Below are 20,300 nucleotides of genomic sequence, written 5' to 3'. Positions count from 1 at the left end.
TAGCTAATAAGGAGAGATCCTTTTGGAGACAAATAAGTTATGCAAGAATTCTAATGCTTATGGTCATGGTGGTGGGTATAGAAGCCTAGAGCAGAAAGTGCATTTGAGAATTCAGAGTTAGGAGTTATTTCATTTGGTATTCCGCTGCAACATATGTGACCGTTTAAGCATATCACTTGATTGGAGTTTTTTATTACGGTAAATAAATCATGAGAAATCATAAAAACCGTAATATTGAGCTTTTTACGAATCAAATTAATAAGCTGATAAAATTCTTGTTGGCTTGTTACGTCTAAAGACTGTAACGGTTCATCTAAAATAATTAAGTCGGGATTATTAACTATTGAACATGCAAGAACTACCTTTTGAAACTGCCCTCCTGAGAGCTTAGAAATTTCTTGATCTTTTATATGTTCCAAATCAATAAATGAGTTAATCTCTTTAATATTGTTATTAAAATTACTCGGTGCTAACAACTCTAAAAAATTTTTTACTGTAATAGGTAAATCAGGGGGTAATCCGAACTTCTGCGGTACATATCCAATTTTTAGTTTGGGATCAATTATAATCTCGCCGCTTGTAGGTTTTTCAAGTCCAAGCATTAAGCGTACTATGGTAGTTTTACCTGCACCGTTAGGTCCGATTAAAGTAGTGATATTATTTTTTTTGACAGTGAAACTAACGTTATTTATCGGCAATTTATTACCGAATTTTTTAGATACGTTACGAAACTCGATTATAGGTTTTTGCATGTGTTAGTTCACTTCTGTCATCCCGTAGCTTGACCACGGGATCCAGTAATAAATACTAAAGTTATTAATGTTTTAAGTTATTTTTCTAGATCCCGTGGTTAAGCCACGGGATGACACAGTGGGCAATAAATAGCATTCGTTAAATAGAATAAATGCCGATTAGTGCTGCCTCGGTAAGTAAATGCTTTTGCAGGGCTAATACTAAATCTGGCTTACTAGCATTCTCATCAAGCTCAAGATAATCATTTAGGGCATATAGTTTAAAAAAATAACGATGAGGTTTGCCGGCAGGTGGACAAGGACCGCCGTATTTTTTTTCTTGCCAGCTATTATTTAAAATTTTAATACTACTATCTATTTGTCCTTCTGAAAGCTTAGTAATAGAAGCAGAAATATTATATATTACCCAATGATCCCATATACCGTGTGGCGGTGCTATTTCTACCGGTGCATCCGGATCATCCATTATAAGTGCAAAAGATTTAGTATCTGAAGGAGCATTACTCCATTCTAGATGCGGTGAAACATTTTGTCCTTTACAAGTAAATTTATCAGGAATGCGATCATTATGTTTAAATGCCGTACTTGTTATTATGAAAGTCATAGGTTGCTCCTTTTGTTATAACGTCATTGCGAGCAGCCATAAGCTGCGTGGCAATCTCATGAAATAATAAAATTCCTGAGATTACTTCGGCAATTACTTCGTAATTTTCCTCGCAATGACGTTTTGTCTATCAATTCACAACTTGCCATTGTCCGTCAGGTTGGCGGCATGCATTACCGTATGCTTTTTGTTGTTTTCCGCCTATTACAACTGTTTGAGTGTATTCACGGCAATATTGACCAGTGCTATTTCTATAAGTTTTATTAGGTGTTACGTAACCGTAATTGCCGTTATCCGGATTACGCCATTCTACGTTACTACCACTAGGAGCTGTTTCTAAAGCTTTCTGTGAGGTAAGCTCTGCAAGTCTTCTATCCTGTTCATCCATACCTGCACCGATTTGTCCACCAAGAACTGCTCCAAGTAATGCACCTACACCTACTCCAACAAGCTGTCCTTTGCCCTTACCGAATTGAGAACCAAGTAATGCGCCGCCAGCACCGCCAAGAAGTGTTCCTGTACCTTGTTTATTCATACCGCCCGGACCGTTACAGGCTTGTAACATAGAAGTTGCAAGAGCTATAATCATAATTTTAGATAATAGTTTCATATAATTCTCTCTAAATTAATATATAATTAATAAGTATATGGTTTTTAGAATTTTGTAAAGCTAAAACTAGATTCTGTGTATTTTAAAATATTATTTTTAATTTTGTTCACAGAACCTCATTATAATTGAATTTTATATTTTCTTTGTTAAACTACAAATAAATAAATTGGAAAGATTTGTCATGGATACTAATAGCCGTAATCGGTTAATAAAATCGGCATCTTATTTATCGGTTACTACGGCATTAATTATTTTAAGTATAAAATTATATGCTTGGGTTGTTACCGATTCGCGATCAATCCTTGCTTCTTTAATTGATTCAATGCTTGATATAACTTCCTCCTTTATTAATCTAATAGCTTTAAGATTTGCCCTGCAACCGCCGGATCATCATCATCGATTCGGGTATGAAAAACTGCAGGATTTAACAATTTTTTCTCAATCGATATTTTTCTTTGCTTCAGCTTTTTTTGTAGGCTTTTCTTCGGTTAAATCTTTATTTGAAAAAACAAAACCGGAGAATATTAGCGACGGTACTACTGTAATGTATGTATGTATATTCTTAACAATTATTTTAGTGTTTTACCAAACTTATGTAATTAAAAAAACAGGATCGGAAATAGTAAAAGCCGATAAGCTTCATTATTTCACGGACTTACTAACTAATGTTATAGTAATTATCTCTATAAATTTAAGTGATTATTTTTGGTTTGTTGACCCATTATTTGGTGTAGTTATTTCGTTATATATATTTCACTCTTCTTATTCTTTATTTAAAAAGGCATTTAAAAATTTAGTAGATCATGAATTACCCGAACAAGACAGACAAAAAATTATCTCGATAGTTAATAACCATTTAGGGGCAAAAGGTATGCACGAAATGAAAACTAGATATGCCGGTCAAAAAGCTTTTATCCAGTGCCATCTGGAAATGGACGGCAATATGTCGCTTTATAATGCTCATAAAATTAGCGATGAGATTGCTTTTGAAATATTGCAGGAATTTCCGGAGGCTGAAATAATTATCCACCAAGATCCTTTTGGAATCGAAGAACACGTAAAGTACCGTGAATATATTGTTAGATAAAGAAGCTAATTTTAATAATTTTTTCATGGAGCAAGCTTTAAAACAAGCAAAGATTGCTTTTGATAAAAATGAAGTCCCGGTCGGAGCGGTAGTTGTAGATAGGTTAAATCAGAAAATTATTGCTAGTACCCATAACAATACGGAAGAAAAAAATAACGCTCTTTATCATGCTGAAATTATTGCTATTAATGAAGCATGTAATCTTATATCTTCTAAAAATTTAAATGATTATGATATTTACGTTACTTTAGAACCTTGTGCTATGTGTGCGGCAGCTATAGCTCATAGCAGGTTAAAACGTTTATTTTATGGGGCTTCTGATTCCAAGCACGGAGCAGTCGAAAGTAATTTGCGATATTTTAACAGTAGTGCTTGTTTTCATAGACCGGAAATATATAGCGGAATTCTTGCCGAAGATTCGGGGCTATTAATGAAAGAGTTTTTTAAGAGGATAAGAACTGTTATTTCTAGCCACAGAATGACATAAAGAAGTAAGAAAACATGCTAAAACTATTAACCCCCTATTATTTTAATAAATTATCAAAGGTTATAATACCTATATTAGCTATATCTACTTGCGTAATGATGATTATAGGTCTTTATTTAGCCCTCATAGTTTCGCCGGTAGATTATCAGCAAGGTGATTTTGTACGCATTATGTATGTTCATGTCCCTGCCTCTTGGATGGCTCTTGGTGTTTATGTTTTCATGGCAGTATGCAGCTTTAGCTATTTAGTATGGAAAACTACTATTAGCTATTTGCTAGCCGTAGCTTCTAGTTACGTTGGGGCTACTTTTACTTTGGTTAGTTTAGTAACAGGTTCTTTATGGGGAAAACCTATATGGGGGACATGGTGGGTTTGGGATGCAAGACTTACCTCCATGCTCATATTATTTTTATTATATTTAAGCTATATTATTATAGTGAATAGTGCGGATAATATAAGAAAGGCACAAAATCCTTCTTCTATTATTGCTCTTATCGGACTGATTAACATACCGATAGTAAAATTCTCGGTAAATATTTGGTATAGTCTGCATCAGCCTGCTAGTGTTTTAAGGCTAGGGAGTCCAACTATTCACTCTTCAATGCTAAAGCCTTTAATTATCATGTTTATTAGTTTTATATTATATTTTCTATTAGTATTACTTTTAAGAACTGCTATATTAATCGACAAAATCAAAAACAGATAATAAAATGACTTATGTTGTAACCGATGAATGCGTAAAATGTAAATATACCGATTGTGTTGAAGTATGTCCTGTAGATTGTTTTTATGAAGGTGAAAGGGAAGATGATTTTATGTTAGTCATTAACCCCGCTGAATGTATAGATTGCGGCGTTTGTGTTCCTGATTGTCCTATAGGTGCTATTAAACCTGAATCACCGGGGTTAATAGAATGGGTAGAACGTGCAAAAGATTTTATAGAAAATAAAGGATGGAAAAATATTACAAAAAAAAAAACTGCTTTGCCTGATGCCGATAAATTTAAAGATGAGAAAGATAAGTTTAATAAATACATAGGTTCTGTGAAGATTTCTAATTGATTTGTTATTTTGAGATATTTTTAAGCGAAAATTATAAGATTTTTTTGAAATAGGATTAACTATTCCTTCAAAAATCTTATAATTTTCGCTTAAAAATATCTCAAAATAACAAATCAATTAGAAATCTTCACAGAACCTAAAATAACATGAATTAACTATATGTGTTTATTTTGTCACAAAACTTAATAAAAGCTTTATTATATGAATCTAATTGCCGATTAAATATAGAACTAAAAAATATAATATGTTATATATGCCATTAAGATAATGTTTTTAATTTGAGGTGCTAATCATGAAAAAGTTACTTTTAATAGCTGCTACAAGTGCAACAATTTTGTCTTCTAGCGTATCATTTGCTGAGGGCATGGATCATGAGTGGTATTTAAGAATAGATACCGGTGTAGCAATGTTTAATGAAGCAAAAGATAAGGCAACCGGTGTTAAATTAAAATCTAATACAACTGTTCCAGTTGCTTTAGGTATCGGTTATTATATTTCCGAAAACTTTAGAGCCGATTTAACTTTAGGTACTATAATCGGTGGTAAGTTAAAGAAATCCGGAGCTGCGACTAATGCACCTTTTACCCGTACTAATGTTTCAGCAAGCCATAAACCTACTATTACACGTTTACTTATTAACGGTTATGTAGATTTAACTAATTTTGATATGTTCGATGTTTTTGCTGGTGCCGGTGTTGGTCCTGCATTAGTTAAAGAAAAAATTACATATAATGGGATAACCGGTCTTTCATCTAACACTAAAAACAGAACTAATATTTCTTACAAGCTAACTTTAGGTACTTCTGCACAAATTGCCGACGGTGTTAAAGTAGAACTAGCTTATAGCTGGATAGATGATGGTAGAACCAAAAGTAAGAATGTAATTTACCAAGGAACAAGTGTACCAACCGGTGGTATGCATTATCAAAGCCGTAACTTAACAGCCGGTATAAGATTTGATATATAATTAACAAGAATATATTAATAGTTTTAGGTAATAACCTAATATCATACCGTGGCTTAACCACGGTATCTAGAAATACAAAAAAAAAAGATTGGATTCCGGTGGTTAAGCCACGGAGTGATATTAGATGACAACTCAGAAATGTCACTTAAAGCTATTTTTTATCGAATTTAGGTAAAAATTGTAAAATTATTATCTAATATCGTTTTTACTAACAACTAATAAAATTTAAAGGAAAAATTTAACAATATGAAAAAATTACTTTTAATAGCAGCTGCAAGCACAGCACTTTTAACTTCTGGTCTTTCATTTGCTGATTGCGATATGAATTCTTCTGTAGATTCATCTACTAATGCATCGATGTCATCATCTGTGGAAAATCAATGGTATTTAAAACTCAATACCGGCGGTGTGATTTTTAACAAAACAAAACCTAAAGGAGCAGATTTTAAGTTAAATAATATAAAGTCTAATACAGGATTTACAGGTGAGATCGGTGCGGGTTACTATATCATGGATAATCTAAGAACCGATTTAACAATTGGAACGGTAGCAAGTAGTCATTTAAAGAAATCAAAACCTTATCCAGACGGTAATTCTTTCTCAGTAAAAAATAAACCTACTATTGTAAGTGTATTACTTAACGGTTATGTTGATTTCGTCGATTTAAGTATGTTTAAAGTATTTGCAGGTGCAGGTGTTGGTGCTGCTTTTGTAAAGGAAAAAATTAACTCTAAAGATATTAAAGGTGGTGTAACTGACACTTTCAACGGTACTACTAAAAACAAAACTAACTTTGCTTATCAATTATCTTTAGGAACTTCATTTGAAGTTGCACAAGGTGTAAAAGCTGAACTAGTTTATAGCTGGAGAGATTACGGTAAAACAAAAAATACCACCAAAACTATCAACGGGGATAAAGTTAAATTTGGTGGAACCCATTATAAAGGTCATAACTTAATGGCAGGATTAAGATTTGATATGTAATTAGTCTTAAATCTTTTTACAAGCTATTAACACGAAAAAGGAGTCTTTATTAAAGACTCCTTTTTTTGTTTGTATGTCTTGCCTACGTGGATACTGAGACGTCATGAGCTAAGCGACTGCAAGGTATTATCGCATGATTCAGCTTTTTTGTCATTGCGAGGAAAATTACGAAGTAATTGACTAAGCAATCCAGTAAAAAATTCTGATTTACAGCATTTTTATTATTTTTCCTAGATCCTACGGTTGCAGAGTTGTTGTATGGTTAGCCCGTACGATGTCATTCCCGCTTCCGCGGGAATGACATAAACTGAGCCAGGCAACAACACCTACAAGCTTGCGGAGTTATAGTAGAGATGGCATTGATATTCATGCCAACAAACTCTTAATCTAAAGACTCTTTTTGCCTTTATAAAACGTTACGTTCATTTGATGTATTGCTGCAAAGCCTAAATAAATTTTAATACGTTCTAGAATAATATCTTGATAATAAGGTAATTCTGCTGCAGTAGCATTATCTTCAGCTTGTATAAACAGCGTATTAATCTTTTGTTTTTTATAAGTATAGGTGGTGATTTTTAAAGGTAATGCTTTAGTGCTGAAGTTAAACCCGACTATTTTATTCCAGTTAATCATGATTTCAGGCAGCAATGGATGTTGTTTAGCAAATATACGTCTAACTATTTTATCAATATCCTCTTTAATTAGCTTCATTTTAATAAACTCTGCACTGTTAAAGTTATGACTGCTAAAGCAAGCATTATAGATATTACGGGAAAATGTAAAGATGTAACCGATATGATCATTAAAAATATATTACAAACTGCTATAATCGATACTACTTGTTTATGAGATTTACCTTTTTGTACTGCTTTTTGAAAAAAATGTTTTAAATGAGGCTGCCAAATTTTTTCTTTATTGAGTAGCCGAATTAATATGGTTAGCACTGCATCAGTGATGTAATATAAGCTAGCAATAGCACAAGCTATAAATAAATTAGTGCTTGTAAGAGCCAGCAGGAGCAAACAAAGACCCGTTAAGAATCCAAGACTAATACTTCCCACGTCTCCTAAAAATATTTTTGCCGGATGCCAATTAAATATTAAAAAACCACAAGAGCCACCAAGAATAATAACATTTACACTAGTTATAAAATATGGATTATTAATAGTCGGAAATTGTAAAAAACATAATATAAGCATAGTGCTAGATAGATGGATAGATTCCACACAACTCATACCGTCTATACCGTCCATAAAATTATATATATTAATAAAACCGCTTAAAGCTATAACTAAAATAGAATATATTAGTATATGTACAGAGTTTAGCTGCGAAAAAAGAAAAATAGCAAAAGCTGCACAAATTAAGTGGACTATTAAACGAATTAGAATAGGTACGGCTTTTAAGTCATCTAAAAAGGAAATCGAAGCAATTGCCAATAATAACGGTAATATTTTTATTGAATTAACAAAGTTGTTGCTCGTTATATATTCAAACCCGCTCAAAGCAATCATTACAACAACTACAATAGCAAGACCGCCGCCGCGTGGTGTTATCTTATCATGAGAACGACGGTTACTTGGTATATCAACTAAACCGATAGTAGGAAGATATTTAGTTAATATATATGTTAATATAGAGGTGGATATAAAAGAAAAAATAAATAATGTGCTGTAGCTATTTATATTCATAGGAACATATTAGATTTAAAACTATAATATTTACGGTTTGGCATATCTCTACTATCTTATTTGTCATATGAATGTTGGCTTTTGAAGGTTCAGGGCTACCGCTTGGATGATGATGCACAAGTATAATGCTGCTTGCTTCGTTAAATAAAGCTCGTTTAATTATCTCACGTGGATATACCGCAGCTTGGTCTATAGTTCCTTGACTTAAAACCTCATTAGCAATTAAAATATTTTTCTTATTCAAAAATAATATACGAAATTGCTCGAGTCGCATATTGCCCATATTAACTTTTAAATAATCAATCCAAGAACTCCAAGAAGCATTAATATTTTTATTTATTATTTTTTGTTTCAATACTCTAATTTATCAGCTCACGTAGAGCAAAATTGATATATAAATTTTCATTGGTGCCTTTAATACTAAGTAGCCTTTCCTTATCAAGGTTAATTAAATCCGTAATATCAAAATGATCAAGTAATTTTTTAGCAAGAGGTTTTATGTCTTTACGAGGGATAGCCGAAAATAACATTACTTCAAGTAATTCGTAATCAGAAAAATGTTCTGCTCCAGCGGCAACGAAGCGTTCTTTTACTCTTTTACGGTGACCTATATAATGAGGCGTATCTATTATTTCATCATTACTAAATTCTAACAAATTATTTTCTAACATTTTTTATGTTTATTCAAATTATAAATAAGTAAAATGTTGCTGATGTCATTCCTAGCTAAAAGCGGGAATCCAGTAATCTTTAATGTCATCCTAGCTAACTTGATCGCGGGATCTAGTCTTTTTAAATACTTTTTGGATCCCGTGGTCAAGCCACGGGATGACACTGAGTGCGTTTTTTGATCCACGCAAAAATGTCCCGCGGGAATGACATAGATAGCCATACAACAAAATCAAGTTTTACCCTACAGTTTAGTATGGAGGATAATCAAGTTTTTTAGGTGATAACGTAAATATTTCAAAACCGTCTTTAGTCACGCCTATAGTATGCTCAAATTGAGCCGATAATGATTTATCACGTGTAGTAACTGTCCATCCATCTAGTTTACTTAATATAGTGTCATAATTACCGGCATTTATCATAGGTTCAACGGTGAAAAACATCCCTTCTTCTAACGTTAGACCCGTGCCGCTGCGACCGTAATTTAATATTGATGGTTCGTCATGAAAAACTCTTCCGATACCGTGACCCGTATAATCTCTAACCACAGAATAATTATGTTTCTCGGCATAGCTTTGAATAGCATGTCCGATATCACCGAGTTTAGCACCGGGTCTAACTACTTCAATCCCTTTCATCATTGCATCATAAGTTACTTGAATAAGACGCTTTGGCTTAATTGCTACGTCACCGACATAATACATACGGCTAGTATCACCGTACCAACCGTCTAAAATTACCGTAACATCAATATTTACTATATCACCGTTTTTTAACGGTTTATCGTTTGGAATGCCGTGACAAACCACATGATTTATAGAAGTACAAATCGATTTCGGAAAGCCTTTGTAATTTAACGGTGCAGGAACAGCATTATGAGAAGTAATAAAATTATGACAAAGGCCATTTAAACTATTAGTAGTGACATTCGGTTTTACGTGATCAGTAATAAAATCGAGCGTCTCTGCAGCTAATTTTCCTGCTGCCCGCATCTTTATGAAATCTTTTCCCGTGTGGATTTTTATGGTCATGAATTTTGGTTACCTTTCCCTCAAAAAAATATATTTTCATAATACAAAATGGCTTTTTTAATGTAAATAACTTATCCTATTATTGTGAGAAGTGCTGCTATGTTACTTGATGTAGGTTTTGGATATTATATAATTGCTAAATATTATTTAATATAATGGGTGTAGTGAGGTTATTATTTGCTCTTTCTGTTGTGGCTGCACATTCAACTTCTCATCCATTGCTTAAATTGATAGGTACAACAATTGCAGTACAATCTTTTTTCATGATTTCCGGCTTTTATATGGCTATGATTCAGAGCAATTATACAAACAAAATAAAATTTTGGAAATGTAGATATTTAAGGCTTTATCCTACTTATATCTTTTGTATTTTAGTTACTTTCTTTTTGCAGCAAAAATTTTCTTTTTTAAGCAATTGTGTCATCTTCCATTTCCGGCTGGTTTTTTTAATTTTTGCAAACCTAACAATGTTGTTGCAAGATGTCACAATGTTTATTGGAATTAATAATAATACAGTACATTTTACAAAATACTTTATTGACTCCACGTCTCCTCTTTATCAATTTTTGTTGATACCTCCTGGTTGGTCAATTGGGCTAGAAATTTTTTTTTATTTAATGGCACCTTGGATTCTAAAAAAGAAAAATATCTATATTTTATCCATAATTTGTATATCTTTAATTACTAGAATTATTCTTCAGTTTAATGGATTTATAGGAGATTCTTGGTCTTATAGATTCTTTCCTTCTGAACTTGCAGTTTTCTTAATTGGTAGTCAAGCATTTTATATTTATACTAATCAAGAAATAAACGAAAAAAAGTCTTGGCTTAGTCAATTACTCTATTTATATATTATATTAATAATTATTACTTTTCCGTTTATCCCAATAGAGCCTCAACTAAAAAAAATACTTTTTTATTGTTTATTTGCTCTATCTTTAGGAAAAATATTTGACTTAACCAAAGATAATAAGTTAGACAAATTAATTGCTTTACTCTCTACCCAATATATTGTTGTCATTTAATTGTGTTGTATAATATATTACCTGCTATTTCATATTGGGCTGATAATGGGACATTTCTTAATACGTTGGTTAGTTTTATAACAGTAATAATTATTTCTTTATTGAAAAGCCTATAGAGTATTATAGAAAAAGATATAAAACTCATAATTTAGCTTAATATTTAAAACTATGCTATATTACATAAATAAAATTCTTTCAAACAATAAGGTACAAGCGGTTATCTTAGGGATAATCGGGCTTGGGATTGTTACTGTTCTCACGTCATATAATATAGACGATCCGTCATTTAACTCGGTCACAACAGAGTACCATAGTAATTTAGTAGGAATTTTTGGCTCTTATTTATCGGATTGTTTATATCAATTTTTTGGGTTGGCTGCTTTTATCATACCGCTTGCTTGCTTTGTTTGGGGGAGAAATTGTTGGTATGGAAGATATCGCGGCTCATTTATCCGTATGTTTGTAATGTTGCTTGCTCTCGTTAGCAGTAGCACATTATTATCTAAGATTAAGCTAGAATTCATACCGGCAAATGCAGGTGGAGCTATCGGAATAATAGCTTCTAATTTTTTTGAGCGATTTACAAATCAACTATACTTATTATTAATATTTTTTACCTTTATTATATTAGTTGTTTTATTTGAAATTAAATTTACTTCTTTAAGTAATTTTATTATTAAGCTAGGGAAATTTTTAATCTATCGGATACAATCTTTTTTACATAATGTATTTTCACGATTGTCGTCGATAAGATTATTCCCTACTAAAAACAATGATAAGATAAATATAACTTCTTCTTACCAAAAGCCTGTAAGTGAAAAAGTAAAATTTCCTGAAGAAGCAAGATCCGTACCTGCAAATCCTATAAAATTCTTTAGCAAACCTGTTAGCCCTAAAATATCTCAAAGCGAAATAGCAGAATTGCCGCCTATTTCGTTATTACGTGATCCTGAAAAACATCATGTAAAAGGAGCTTCGTCCTCAGAGCTTAAACAAAAGGCAGAAGAGTTATTAACCGTGTTGAATGATTTTGGAGTTAAAGGGCAGATAATTAATATCAATCAAGGACCGGTGGTAACTCAATATGAATTTGAGCCGGCAGCAGGTACGAAAACATCAAGGGTAGTAGGATTATCTGACGATATAGCACGCTCACTATCTGCTTTATCAACAAGGATAGCAGTCATACCCGGCAAAAATGTACTGGGTATTGAGCTTCCTAATAAGCAGCGTGAATTCTTTTGCTTAAAAGAACTTATAGAGACCCCAGAATACCAAGACAAATCAACTTTATTGCCGTTAGTCTTGGGTAAAGATTTAGCAGGTAAGCCGCTGATTGCCGATCTTGCTAAAATGCCTCATTTATTAGTAGCAGGAACCACCGGCTCAGGTAAATCCGTCGGTATTAATGTGATGATTGTATCGCTCTTATATCGCTATACTCCCGAAGAATGTCGCTTTATCATGATTGATCCGAAAATGCTTGAATTATCGGCTTATGATGGAATACCGCATTTGCTAACTCCTGTGGTAACCGAGCCTTCTAAAGCGGTAGTTGCTCTTAAATGGGCAGTTAAGGAAATGGAAAACCGTTATAGAATGATGAGTAATATTGGTGTTAAGAATATCGCAGGTTATAATGCAAAAATCTTAGAAGCGGTTAAAGAGAATAGGGTAATTGAGCGTTCGATTCAAACTGGTTTTGACCCTGAAACAGGTAAGCCTATTTACGAAACCGTTACAATGAACATGGAAAAACTGCCTTACATAGTGGTTATTGTTGATGAGATGGCTGATTTAATGCTAGTTGCCGGTAAGGATATTGAAATGCTGATTCAAAGGCTTGCTCAGATGGCAAGAGCGGCAGGCATCCATATTATTATGGCAACGCAAAGACCTTCTGTAGACGTTATTACTGGTGTCATTAAAGCCAATTTTCCAAGTCGTATTAGTTTTAAAGTTACCTCTAAAATCGATAGCCGAACGATTTTAGGAGAGCAAGGTTCCGAGCAGTTACTCGGTATGGGTGATATGTTATTTATGGGGAGTACTTCCAAGATAAGTAGGGTACACGGACCGTTTGTTAATGAAGCCGAAATTGAGCAAATTACGGAATATTTGAAAGAGAGCGGTATGCCTGAATATATTTCTGCCGTTACCGAGCAACCTGAAGAAGACGATAGTAGCATTGATATCGGTGACGGCACCTCTGATGAAGTGCTTTACAAAAAAGCTGTGCAGATAGTGCGTGACGAACGCAAATCTTCCATTAGCTATATCCAAAGGTCGCTTAGAATTGGCTATAACAAAGCTGCCAACTTAGTTGAGAAGATGGAGAAAGAGGGAATAGTCTCACCACCGAATCATACAGGTAAAAGAGAGATATTATTGCCTGAGAGGTAGGGTATTTTTTCGTCATGCGCTACGCAGTCGTAGGCGTTGTTGCATGGCTCTTATGTCATTCCTGCAAAAACAGAAATCCAGCATAAAGCGAGCTTTAAATTTCAAAAATTTGGTAGAAACTTTATTTATATAGTAAAGGTGTTGATGCCCAGTACAAAGACCAATTAGGACGTATAGCTCTGCATCATGCTATAAAAGCTAATTGCGGTGAAGAATTAATACAGTTTTTAATTGAACACACTGCGTATATTAATTATCGTGATAAATCAGGTCTAACACCGCTGGCTATGGTGAAGAGTAATCATTGTATCCCGGCTACAGAATTATTGCTCAAAGCTAATGCTTCTGAATATTATATGTATGATGTGTTATTAAGGTGTTAGGAGAATATGGATACTAAATAGTCATTGCGAGCGGGCATTGCCCGCGTGGAGCGATTCCCTCCCTGTCATCCCATGGTTTGTCCACGGGATGACACCCAGCAGATTTCTCGAGCCATGCAACAAGGCCAACGTCGCTACGGAATGACAATCTATACATAAAAATATCATCTATGTTATTAATTATAATAGACATACTAAAAAAGTTGCGTTATAACACTTTTTAAGTGAGTTAATTTTTATTAAGGTTTACATATATGGCGAATATTTCTCCAAAATTATTTCAAAAAGCAATACAACAAGGTCTTAAAGCCGCTTTATTCACCACCTCAACCGCAGCGATAATGCTGAGTAGTAGCGGGGCACTCGGTGTTGCTGCAGGTGTTATTGCTACTAATAATAATGCAGCATTTAGTGATAATGTTGGCAATAATAATTGGAATGAGATAACGGCTGCAGGGGTAGCTAATGGTAATCCTGCTGGCAGTCCTCAAAACAATTGGGCATTTACTTACGGTGGTGATTATACTATCACTGCAGATGCAGCCGATCGTATTATTACGGCTATAAATGTTGCAGGTACTACTCCCGTAGGTCTAAATATTGCTCAAAATACCGTTGTTGGTTCGATTATAACGGGAGGTAACTTGTTGCCTGTTACTATTACTGCCGGCAAAAGCTTAACTTTAAACGGTAATAATGCTGTTGCTGCAAATCATGGTTTTGATGCTCCTGCCGATAATTATACAGGTTTAGGAAATATAGCTTTAGGGGGAGCGAATGCTGCACTAATTATACAATCTGCAGCCCCGGCAAAGATAACACTTGCAGGCAATATAAATGGAGGAGGTATAATAACTGTCAAGACAGATGCTGCCATTAACGGAACAATAGGTAATACAAATTCATTAGCCACGATAAGTGTAGGAGCAGGTAAAGCCACGTTAGAGGGAGCGGTTATTAAAGCTACTACGACTAAATTAACGAATGCTGCGTCGGTATTAACCCTTACAAATGCAAATGCAGTATTAACAGGTGTGATTGATAACACCACAGGCGTTGATAATGTAGGTGTCTTAAATTTAAATGGTGCATTAAGTCAAGTAACCGGGAATATAGGTAATACAAATTCATTAGCCACGATAAGTGTAGGAGCAGGTAAAGCCACGTTAGGGGGAGCGGTTATTAAAGCTACTACGACTAAGTTAACAGATGCTGCGTCAGCAGTGACATTTACGAATCCTGTAGTGGTGACCGGAGCGATAGATAATACCGGTAATGCAAATAATGGTATAGTGACGTTTACCGGTAATAGTACAGTAACTGGCAATATAGGTAATACAAATGCATTAGCAACAGTGAATGTAGGAGCAGGTTTGCTACAAGTACAAGGAGGAGTGGTAAAATCGAATACAATAAACTTAACGGATAATGCGTCAGCAGTGACATTTACGAATCCTGTAGTGGTGACCGGAGCGATAGATAATACCGGTAATGCAAATAATGGTATAGCGACGTTTACCGGTAATAGCACAGTAACTGGCAATATAGGTAATACAAATGCATTAGCAACAGTGAATGTAGGAGCAGGTTTGCTACAAGTACAAGGAGGAGTGGTAAAATCGAATGCAATAAACTTAACGGATAATGCGTCAGCAGTGACATTTACGAATCCTGTAGTGGTGACCGGAGCGATAGATAATACCGGTAATGCAAATAATGGTATAGCGACGTTTACCGGTAATAGCACAGTAACTGGCAATATAGGTAATACAAATGCATTAGCAACAGTGAATGTAGGAGCAGGTTTGCTACAAGTACAAGGAGGAGTGGTAAAATCGAATGCAATAAACTTAACGGATAATGCGTCAGCAGTGACATTTACGAATCCTGTAGTGGTGACCGGAGCGATAGATAATACCGGTAATGCAAATAATGGTATAGTGACGTTTACCGGTAATAGTACAGTAACTGGCAATATAGGTAATACAAATTCATTAGCCACGATAAGTGTAGGAGCAGGTAAAGCCACGTTAGAGGGAGCGGTTATTAAAGCTACTACGACTAAATTAACGAATGCTGCGTCGGTATTAACCCTTACAAATGCAAATGCAGTATTAACAGGTGTGATTGATAACACCACAGGCGTTGATAATGTAGGTGTCTTAAATTTAAATGGTGCATTAAGTCAAGTAACCGGGAATATAGGTAATACAAATTCATTAGCCACGATAAGTGTAGGAGCAGGTAAAGCCACGTTAGGGGGAGCGGTTATTAAAGCTACTACGACTAAGTTAACAGATGCTGCGTCAGCAGTGACATTTACGAATCCTGTAGTGGTGACCGGAGCGATAGATAATACCGGTAATGCAAATAATGGTATAGTGACGTTTACCGGTAATAGTACAGTAACTGGCAATATAGGTAATACAAATGCATTAGCAACAGTGAATGTAGGAGCAGGTTTGCTACAAGTACAAGGAGGAGTGGTAAAATCGAATGCAATAAACTTAACGGATAATGCGTCAGCAGTGACATTTACGAATCCTGTAGTGGTGACCGGAGCGATAGATAATACCGGTAATGCAAATAATGGTATAGCGACGTTTACCGGTAATAGCACAGTAACTGGCAATATAGGTAATACAAATGCATTAGCAACAGTGAATGTAGGAGCAGGTTTGCTACAAGTACAAGGAGGAGTGGTAAAATCGAATGCAATAAACTTAACGGATAATGCGTCAGCAGTGACATTTACGAATCCTGTAGTGGTGACCGGAGCGATAGATAATACCGGTAATGCAAATAATGGTATAGCGACGTTTACCGGTAATAGCACAGTAACTGGCAATATAGGTAATACAAATGCATTAGCAACAGTGAATGTAGGAGCAGGTTTGCTACAAGTACAAGGAGGAGTGGTAAAATCGAATGCAATAAACTTAACGGATAATGCGTCAGCAGTGACATTTACGAATCCTGTAGTGGTGACCGGAGCGATAGATAATACCGGTAATGCAAATAATGGTATAGCGACGTTTACCGGTAATAGCACAGTAACTGGCAATATAGGTAATACAAATGCATTAGCAACAGTGAATGTAGAAGCAGGTTTGCTACAAGTACAAGGAGGAGTGGTAAAATCGAATGCAATAAACTTAACGGATAATGCGTCAGCAGTGACATTTACGAATCCTGTAGTGGTGACCGGAGCGATAGATAATACCGGTAATGCAAATAATGGTATAGTAACGTTTACCGGTAATAGTACAGTAACTGGCAATATAGGTAATACAAATGCATTAGCAACAGTGAATGTAGGAGCAGGTATAACATTACACGCTGGAGGAAGTCTAGATGCGAATAATATAGATTTTGGAGCCAGGAGTACTTTAGAGTTTAACGGACCTCTTGATGGTGGTGGTAACGTAATCCATTATTATTTTAAAGGAGCTATAGCAAACGGCAATAATGCTATATTAAATGTTAATACAAAGTTACTTACGGCATATCATTCAACTATAGGAACAGTTGCAGAAATCAATATTGGAGCCGGTAATCTTTTTGCAATTGATTCAAGTGCTGGTGATGTTACTATATTAAATGCTCAAGATATTCATTTTAGAGCTCTAGATTCTGCTTTAGTACTTTCTAACTCAACCGGAGTCGGAGTAAATAATATATTATTAGCAGCTGATTTAGTAGCTCCCGGTGCTAATGAAGGTACGCTAGTCTTTGATGGTGGGGTTAGTGGTCTGAATATTGGGAGTAATGTAGCAGGTACCGCTAGAAATATCGGTGATGGAGGCGGTAATAAATTTAACACTTTACTTATTTATAATGCCGTTACAATAACTGACGATGTAAATTTAGAAGGTATACAGAACGTGCGTATTAACAATAAAGCAGATTTTACTAGTAGTACAGCATTTAATGCTGGTGCTATACAAATAAACGATGCTACTTATACGATTGATGCAAATAATGGTAATTTAAATATACCGGCAGGAAATATTCAATTTGCACATGCGGATGCTCAATTAATATTACAAAATAGTTCAGGAAACGACCGTACGATCACACTAGGTGCGAATATAGACCCTGATAATGACGACGAGGGTATAGTAATATTAAATTCTGTAACTGCAGGAAAAAAATTAACGATAGCCGGAGGCAAGATGTTTGGTGGAGCTCATAAGTTACAAACTATAGTTTTCAAAGGAGCGGGAGATTGTGACACGGCAGGTACCACTTTTAATACAACAAATATAATGCTTGATATTACAGGTCAATTAGAACTTGGAGCTACTACGGCAAATGTAGTTTTATTTAAGGATGCTGTTCAATTAACTCAAACCGGTAATATTGGAGGTGTCTTAGATTTTAATGCAAAAAACGGTACGGTAACATTAAATAACAATGTAAATGTTGCGGGAACAGTCAAAAATACCGGTGGTACTAATAACGGTACGTTAATAGTTTTAGGTGCAAGTAATCTTAATAGAGTAAACGGGATTGCTATGTTAAAAGTAGGTGCAGGAAATGTAACTATTGCCAAAGGCGGTAACGTTAAAATCGGCGAAATCCAAGGTACAGGTACAAATACTTTAACATTACCTGCACACTTTAACTTAACAGGCAGCATAAATAAAACCGGTGGTCAGGCTCTGAAGCTAAACTTCATGAATGGCGGTAGTGTTAGCGGTGTTGTAGGGACTGCGGCTAATTCGGTTGGTGATATCACAACGGCAGGTGCTACAAGTTTTGCAAGCAGTGTTAACGCAAAAGGTACCGCGACACTTGGCGGTACTACAAGTTTTGCCCATACATTCACTAATACAGGTGCGGTTACTTTAGCCAAAGGTTCTATCACTAGTTTTGCTAAAAATGTAACGGCTACCAGCTTTGTAGCTAACAGTGCTACTATTAATTTCGGCAATAGCCTAGCCTTTAATAGTAATATAACAGGTAGCGGTACTACACTTACTTTAGGTGCAAATCAAGTAACATATACTGGTACCGGTAGCTTTACCGATACGCTAACCTTAAATACTACTTTTGACGGAGCAGCTAAGTCAGGTGGTAATATCTTAATTAAATCAGGTAGTACTCTTGATTTATCAGGGGTTTCAACTTTAGCACTTGTTGTTACTGCTACTAATTTCGACATGAATAATATAAGCCCAGATACAAAATATACGGTAATATCTGCAGAAACAGCAGGTGGTTTAAAGCCTACTCCTAAAGAGAATGTTAAAATAACTATTAATAATGACAACCGTTTTGTTAACTTTACTTTTGATGCATCGACTTTAACGTTATTTGCAGAGGATATAGCTGCAGATGTTATAGATAAAGATTTTGCACCGGGTGGACCGCTTGCAAATATCCCAAATGCTGCAAATATAAAGAAATCGCTTGAGTTAATGGAGGATGCTCCCAATGGTTCAGATGCACGTCAAGCTTTCAATAACTTTGGTCTAATGACACCGCTACAGGAAGCAGATGCTACAACTCATCTCATGCAAGATGTTGTAAAACCTAGCGACACTATAGCTGCCGTTAATAATCAAGTTGTAGCGAGTAATATATCAAGTAATATAACTGCTCTAAATGCTAGAATGGATAAAGTACAAGCAGGGAATAAAGGTCCTGTTTCTTCTGGTGATGAAGATATGGATGCTAAGTTTGGTGCGTGGATAAGCCCGTTTGTCGGTAATGCAACGCAGAAGATGTGTAACAGTATAAGTGGTTATAAGTCTGATACAACTGGTGGCACTATAGGTTTTGACGGCTTCGTTAGCGATGATCTAGTACTCGGACTTGCATATACAAGAGCCGATACTGACATTAAGCTAAAAAATAATAAAACGGGCGATAAGAATAAGGTAGAGAGCAACATCTATTCTTTATACGGTTTATATAGTGTACCTTATGAAAATCTCTTCGTTGAAGCTATAGCATCTTACTCAGATAATAAGATAAGAAGCAAATCAAGACGTGTTATTGCAACGACACTAGAGACTGTCGGTTATCAAACTGCAAACGGTAAGTATAAATCCGAAAGCTATACAGGTCAGTTAATGGCTGGTTATACCTATATGATGCCTGAGAACATTAACTTAACACCGTTAGCTGGGCTTAGATATTCGACTATCAAAGATAAGGGCTATAAGGAAACCGGTACTACTTACCAAAATCTTACCGTTAAAGGCAAGAACTATAATACTTTCGACGGTTTACTCGGTGCTAAAGTATCAAGTAATATCAATGTCAATGAAATAGTGCTAACACCTGAGCTTTACGCAATGGTTGATTATGCATTCAAGAATAAAGTTTCGGCGATTGATGCAAGATTACAAGGTATGACTGCTCCTCTTCCAACCAACAGCTTTAAGCAAAGCAAAACAAGTTTTGATGTTGGTGTCGGTGTTACTGCTAAGCATAAAATGATGGAATACGGGATTAACTACGATACCAATATCGGAAGTAAGTATTTCGCTCAGCAAGGTAGTGTAAAAGTTCGTGTTAATTTTTAATTAACCGTT

At 35.1% G+C, this 20,300-nt stretch carries 18 protein-coding genes and 1 pseudogene; 11 read left to right on the top strand and 8 right to left on the bottom strand.

Annotation, left to right across the window (positions count from 1 at the left end; genetic code table 11):
• Positions 1–50: 50 nt before the first annotated feature.
• Together RAF_RS06565 and RAF_RS06560 are read right to left on the bottom strand one after the other, a co-directional pair.
• Positions 51–752 (bottom strand): metal ABC transporter ATP-binding protein, encoded by a 702-nt coding sequence (locus RAF_RS06565; RefSeq protein ID WP_012720080.1) that lies wholly within the window; start codon positions 750–752, stop codon positions 51–53.
• 139 nt (positions 753–891) lie between these two features.
• Entirely contained in the window at positions 892–1,356 is a 465-nt protein-coding gene (locus RAF_RS06560) for a YbhB/YbcL family Raf kinase inhibitor-like protein (protein WP_012720079.1), read from the bottom strand.
• Between the two features lie 45 nt (positions 1,357–1,401).
• Here RAF_RS06560 and RAF_RS10795 point away from each other — a divergent pair.
• Positions 1,402–1,488: pseudogene (locus RAF_RS10795) on the top strand (lytic transglycosylase domain-containing protein); the annotation flags it as partial.
• On the opposite strand, the gene RAF_RS06555 reads toward RAF_RS10795, so the two are convergent.
• On the bottom strand, positions 1,487–1,966 hold the full coding sequence (locus tag RAF_RS06555) for an RT0821/Lpp0805 family surface protein (RefSeq protein WP_012720078.1): 480 nt from the start codon (positions 1,964–1,966) through the stop codon (positions 1,487–1,489). The pseudogene RAF_RS10795 and the gene RAF_RS06555 sit on opposite strands and share 2 nt — an antisense overlap.
• 181 nt (positions 1,967–2,147) lie before the next feature.
• Here RAF_RS06555 and RAF_RS06550 point away from each other — a divergent pair, with 181 nt between their 5' ends.
• The 6 genes from RAF_RS06550 to RAF_RS06525 all read left to right on the top strand — a co-directional run bounded on the left by RAF_RS06550 (position 2,148) and on the right by RAF_RS06525 (position 6,553).
• Positions 2,148–3,053: a cation diffusion facilitator family transporter gene (locus RAF_RS06550; protein ID WP_041471974.1), complete on the top strand. Its 906-nt coding sequence runs from the start codon at positions 2,148–2,150 to the stop codon at positions 3,051–3,053.
• Positions 3,034–3,540, top strand: a complete 507-nt coding sequence (locus RAF_RS06545) for a nucleoside deaminase (RefSeq protein ID WP_004997207.1) — start codon at positions 3,034–3,036, stop codon at positions 3,538–3,540. The genes RAF_RS06550 and RAF_RS06545 overlap by 20 nt, the downstream gene beginning before the upstream one ends.
• Positions 3,541–3,554: 14 nt before the next feature.
• Positions 3,555–4,247: a heme ABC transporter permease gene (locus tag RAF_RS06540; protein ID WP_012720076.1), complete on the top strand. Its 693-nt coding sequence runs from the start codon at positions 3,555–3,557 to the stop codon at positions 4,245–4,247.
• Between the two features lie 4 nt (positions 4,248–4,251).
• Positions 4,252–4,602: a ferredoxin family protein gene (locus RAF_RS06535; protein WP_012720075.1), complete on the top strand. Its 351-nt coding sequence runs from the start codon at positions 4,252–4,254 to the stop codon at positions 4,600–4,602.
• Positions 4,603–4,894: 292 nt separating this feature from the next.
• Positions 4,895–5,569 (top strand): outer membrane beta-barrel protein, encoded by a 675-nt coding sequence (locus RAF_RS06530; RefSeq protein WP_041471973.1) that lies wholly within the window; start codon positions 4,895–4,897, stop codon positions 5,567–5,569.
• Positions 5,570–5,815: 246 nt separating this feature from the next.
• On the top strand, positions 5,816–6,553 hold the full coding sequence (locus tag RAF_RS06525) for an outer membrane protein (protein WP_012720073.1): 738 nt from the start codon (positions 5,816–5,818) through the stop codon (positions 6,551–6,553).
• Positions 6,554–6,940: 387 nt separating this feature from the next.
• Here RAF_RS06525 and RAF_RS06520 read toward each other — a convergent pair whose 3' ends face one another.
• From RAF_RS06520 to map, 5 genes are all read right to left on the bottom strand, one after another.
• Positions 6,941–7,264 carry a DUF721 domain-containing protein gene (locus RAF_RS06520; protein WP_004997222.1) on the bottom strand — a complete coding sequence of 108 codons (324 nt, stop codon included), beginning with the start codon at positions 7,262–7,264 and terminating at the stop codon, positions 6,941–6,943.
• Positions 7,261–8,244, bottom strand: a complete 984-nt coding sequence (locus RAF_RS06515; protein WP_012720072.1) for an MraY family glycosyltransferase — start codon at positions 8,242–8,244, stop codon at positions 7,261–7,263. Before RAF_RS06515 ends, RAF_RS06520 begins: the two co-directional genes overlap by 4 nt.
• On the bottom strand, positions 8,231–8,599 hold the full coding sequence (locus tag RAF_RS06510) for a RadC family protein (RefSeq protein ID WP_041471972.1): 369 nt from the start codon (positions 8,597–8,599) through the stop codon (positions 8,231–8,233). Before RAF_RS06510 ends, RAF_RS06515 begins: the two co-directional genes overlap by 14 nt.
• Positions 8,600–8,603: 4 nt before the next feature.
• Complete coding sequence (locus tag RAF_RS06505) at positions 8,604–8,915, bottom strand: UPF0758 domain-containing protein (RefSeq protein WP_014411118.1); 312 nt, start codon at positions 8,913–8,915, stop codon at positions 8,604–8,606.
• A gap of 249 nt (positions 8,916–9,164) precedes the next feature.
• On the bottom strand, positions 9,165–9,944 hold the full coding sequence (gene map / locus RAF_RS06500; protein ID WP_010977838.1) for a type I methionyl aminopeptidase: 780 nt from the start codon (positions 9,942–9,944) through the stop codon (positions 9,165–9,167).
• A 164-nt stretch (positions 9,945–10,108) separates the two neighbouring features.
• Between map and RAF_RS06495 the strand changes: the two genes are divergently transcribed.
• The 4 genes from RAF_RS06495 (at position 10,109) to RAF_RS06480 (ending at position 20,291) form a co-directional block, all read left to right on the top strand.
• Entirely contained in the window at positions 10,109–10,969 is an 861-nt protein-coding gene (locus RAF_RS06495) for an acyltransferase family protein (RefSeq protein WP_327203426.1), read from the top strand.
• A gap of 168 nt (positions 10,970–11,137) precedes the next feature.
• Entirely contained in the window at positions 11,138–13,372 is a 2,235-nt protein-coding gene (locus RAF_RS06490; RefSeq protein WP_012720070.1) for a DNA translocase FtsK, read from the top strand.
• Positions 13,373–13,545: 173 nt separating this feature from the next.
• Entirely contained in the window at positions 13,546–13,755 is a 210-nt protein-coding gene (locus tag RAF_RS08380; RefSeq protein WP_327203450.1) for an ankyrin repeat domain-containing protein, read from the top strand.
• 254 nt (positions 13,756–14,009) lie between these two features.
• On the top strand, positions 14,010–20,291 hold the full coding sequence (locus RAF_RS06480; protein WP_012720069.1) for an autotransporter outer membrane beta-barrel domain-containing protein: 6,282 nt from the start codon (positions 14,010–14,012) through the stop codon (positions 20,289–20,291).
• The last annotated feature ends 9 nt before the right edge of the window (positions 20,292–20,300 follow it).

Origin of the sequence: Rickettsia africae ESF-5 (genome assembly GCF_000023005.1) — a bacterium.
GTDB classification, from domain to species: domain Bacteria; phylum Pseudomonadota; class Alphaproteobacteria; order Rickettsiales; family Rickettsiaceae; genus Rickettsia; species Rickettsia rickettsii.
This window is presented reverse-complemented; position numbering and strand designations above follow the sequence as displayed.

Excerpts from the sequence above, each read along its gene's own strand:
- RAF_RS06565 (WP_012720080.1), bottom strand. The coding sequence starts at position 752 with ATGCAAAAACCTATAATCGAGTTTCGTAACGTATCTAAAAAATTCGGT.
- RAF_RS06560 (WP_012720079.1), bottom strand. The coding sequence starts at position 1,356 with ATGACTTTCATAATAACAAGTACGGCATTTAAACATAATGATCGCATT.
- RAF_RS06555 (WP_012720078.1), bottom strand. The coding sequence starts at position 1,966 with ATGAAACTATTATCTAAAATTATGATTATAGCTCTTGCAACTTCTATG.
- RAF_RS06550 (WP_041471974.1), top strand. The coding sequence starts at position 2,148 with ATGGATACTAATAGCCGTAATCGGTTAATAAAATCGGCATCTTATTTA.
- RAF_RS06540 (WP_012720076.1), top strand. The coding sequence starts at position 3,555 with ATGCTAAAACTATTAACCCCCTATTATTTTAATAAATTATCAAAGGTT.
- RAF_RS06535 (WP_012720075.1), top strand. The coding sequence starts at position 4,252 with ATGACTTATGTTGTAACCGATGAATGCGTAAAATGTAAATATACCGAT.
- RAF_RS06530 (WP_041471973.1), top strand. The coding sequence starts at position 4,895 with ATGAAAAAGTTACTTTTAATAGCTGCTACAAGTGCAACAATTTTGTCT.
- RAF_RS06525 (WP_012720073.1), top strand. The coding sequence starts at position 5,816 with ATGAAAAAATTACTTTTAATAGCAGCTGCAAGCACAGCACTTTTAACT.
- RAF_RS06520 (WP_004997222.1), bottom strand. The coding sequence starts at position 7,264 with ATGAAGCTAATTAAAGAGGATATTGATAAAATAGTTAGACGTATATTT.
- RAF_RS06515 (WP_012720072.1), bottom strand. The coding sequence starts at position 8,244 with ATGAATATAAATAGCTACAGCACATTATTTATTTTTTCTTTTATATCC.
- RAF_RS06505 (WP_014411118.1), bottom strand. The coding sequence starts at position 8,915 with ATGTTAGAAAATAATTTGTTAGAATTTAGTAATGATGAAATAATAGAT.
- map (WP_010977838.1), bottom strand. The coding sequence starts at position 9,944 with ATGACCATAAAAATCCACACGGGAAAAGATTTCATAAAGATGCGGGCA.
- RAF_RS06490 (WP_012720070.1), top strand. The coding sequence starts at position 11,138 with ATGCTATATTACATAAATAAAATTCTTTCAAACAATAAGGTACAAGCG.
- RAF_RS06480 (WP_012720069.1), top strand. The coding sequence starts at position 14,010 with ATGGCGAATATTTCTCCAAAATTATTTCAAAAAGCAATACAACAAGGT.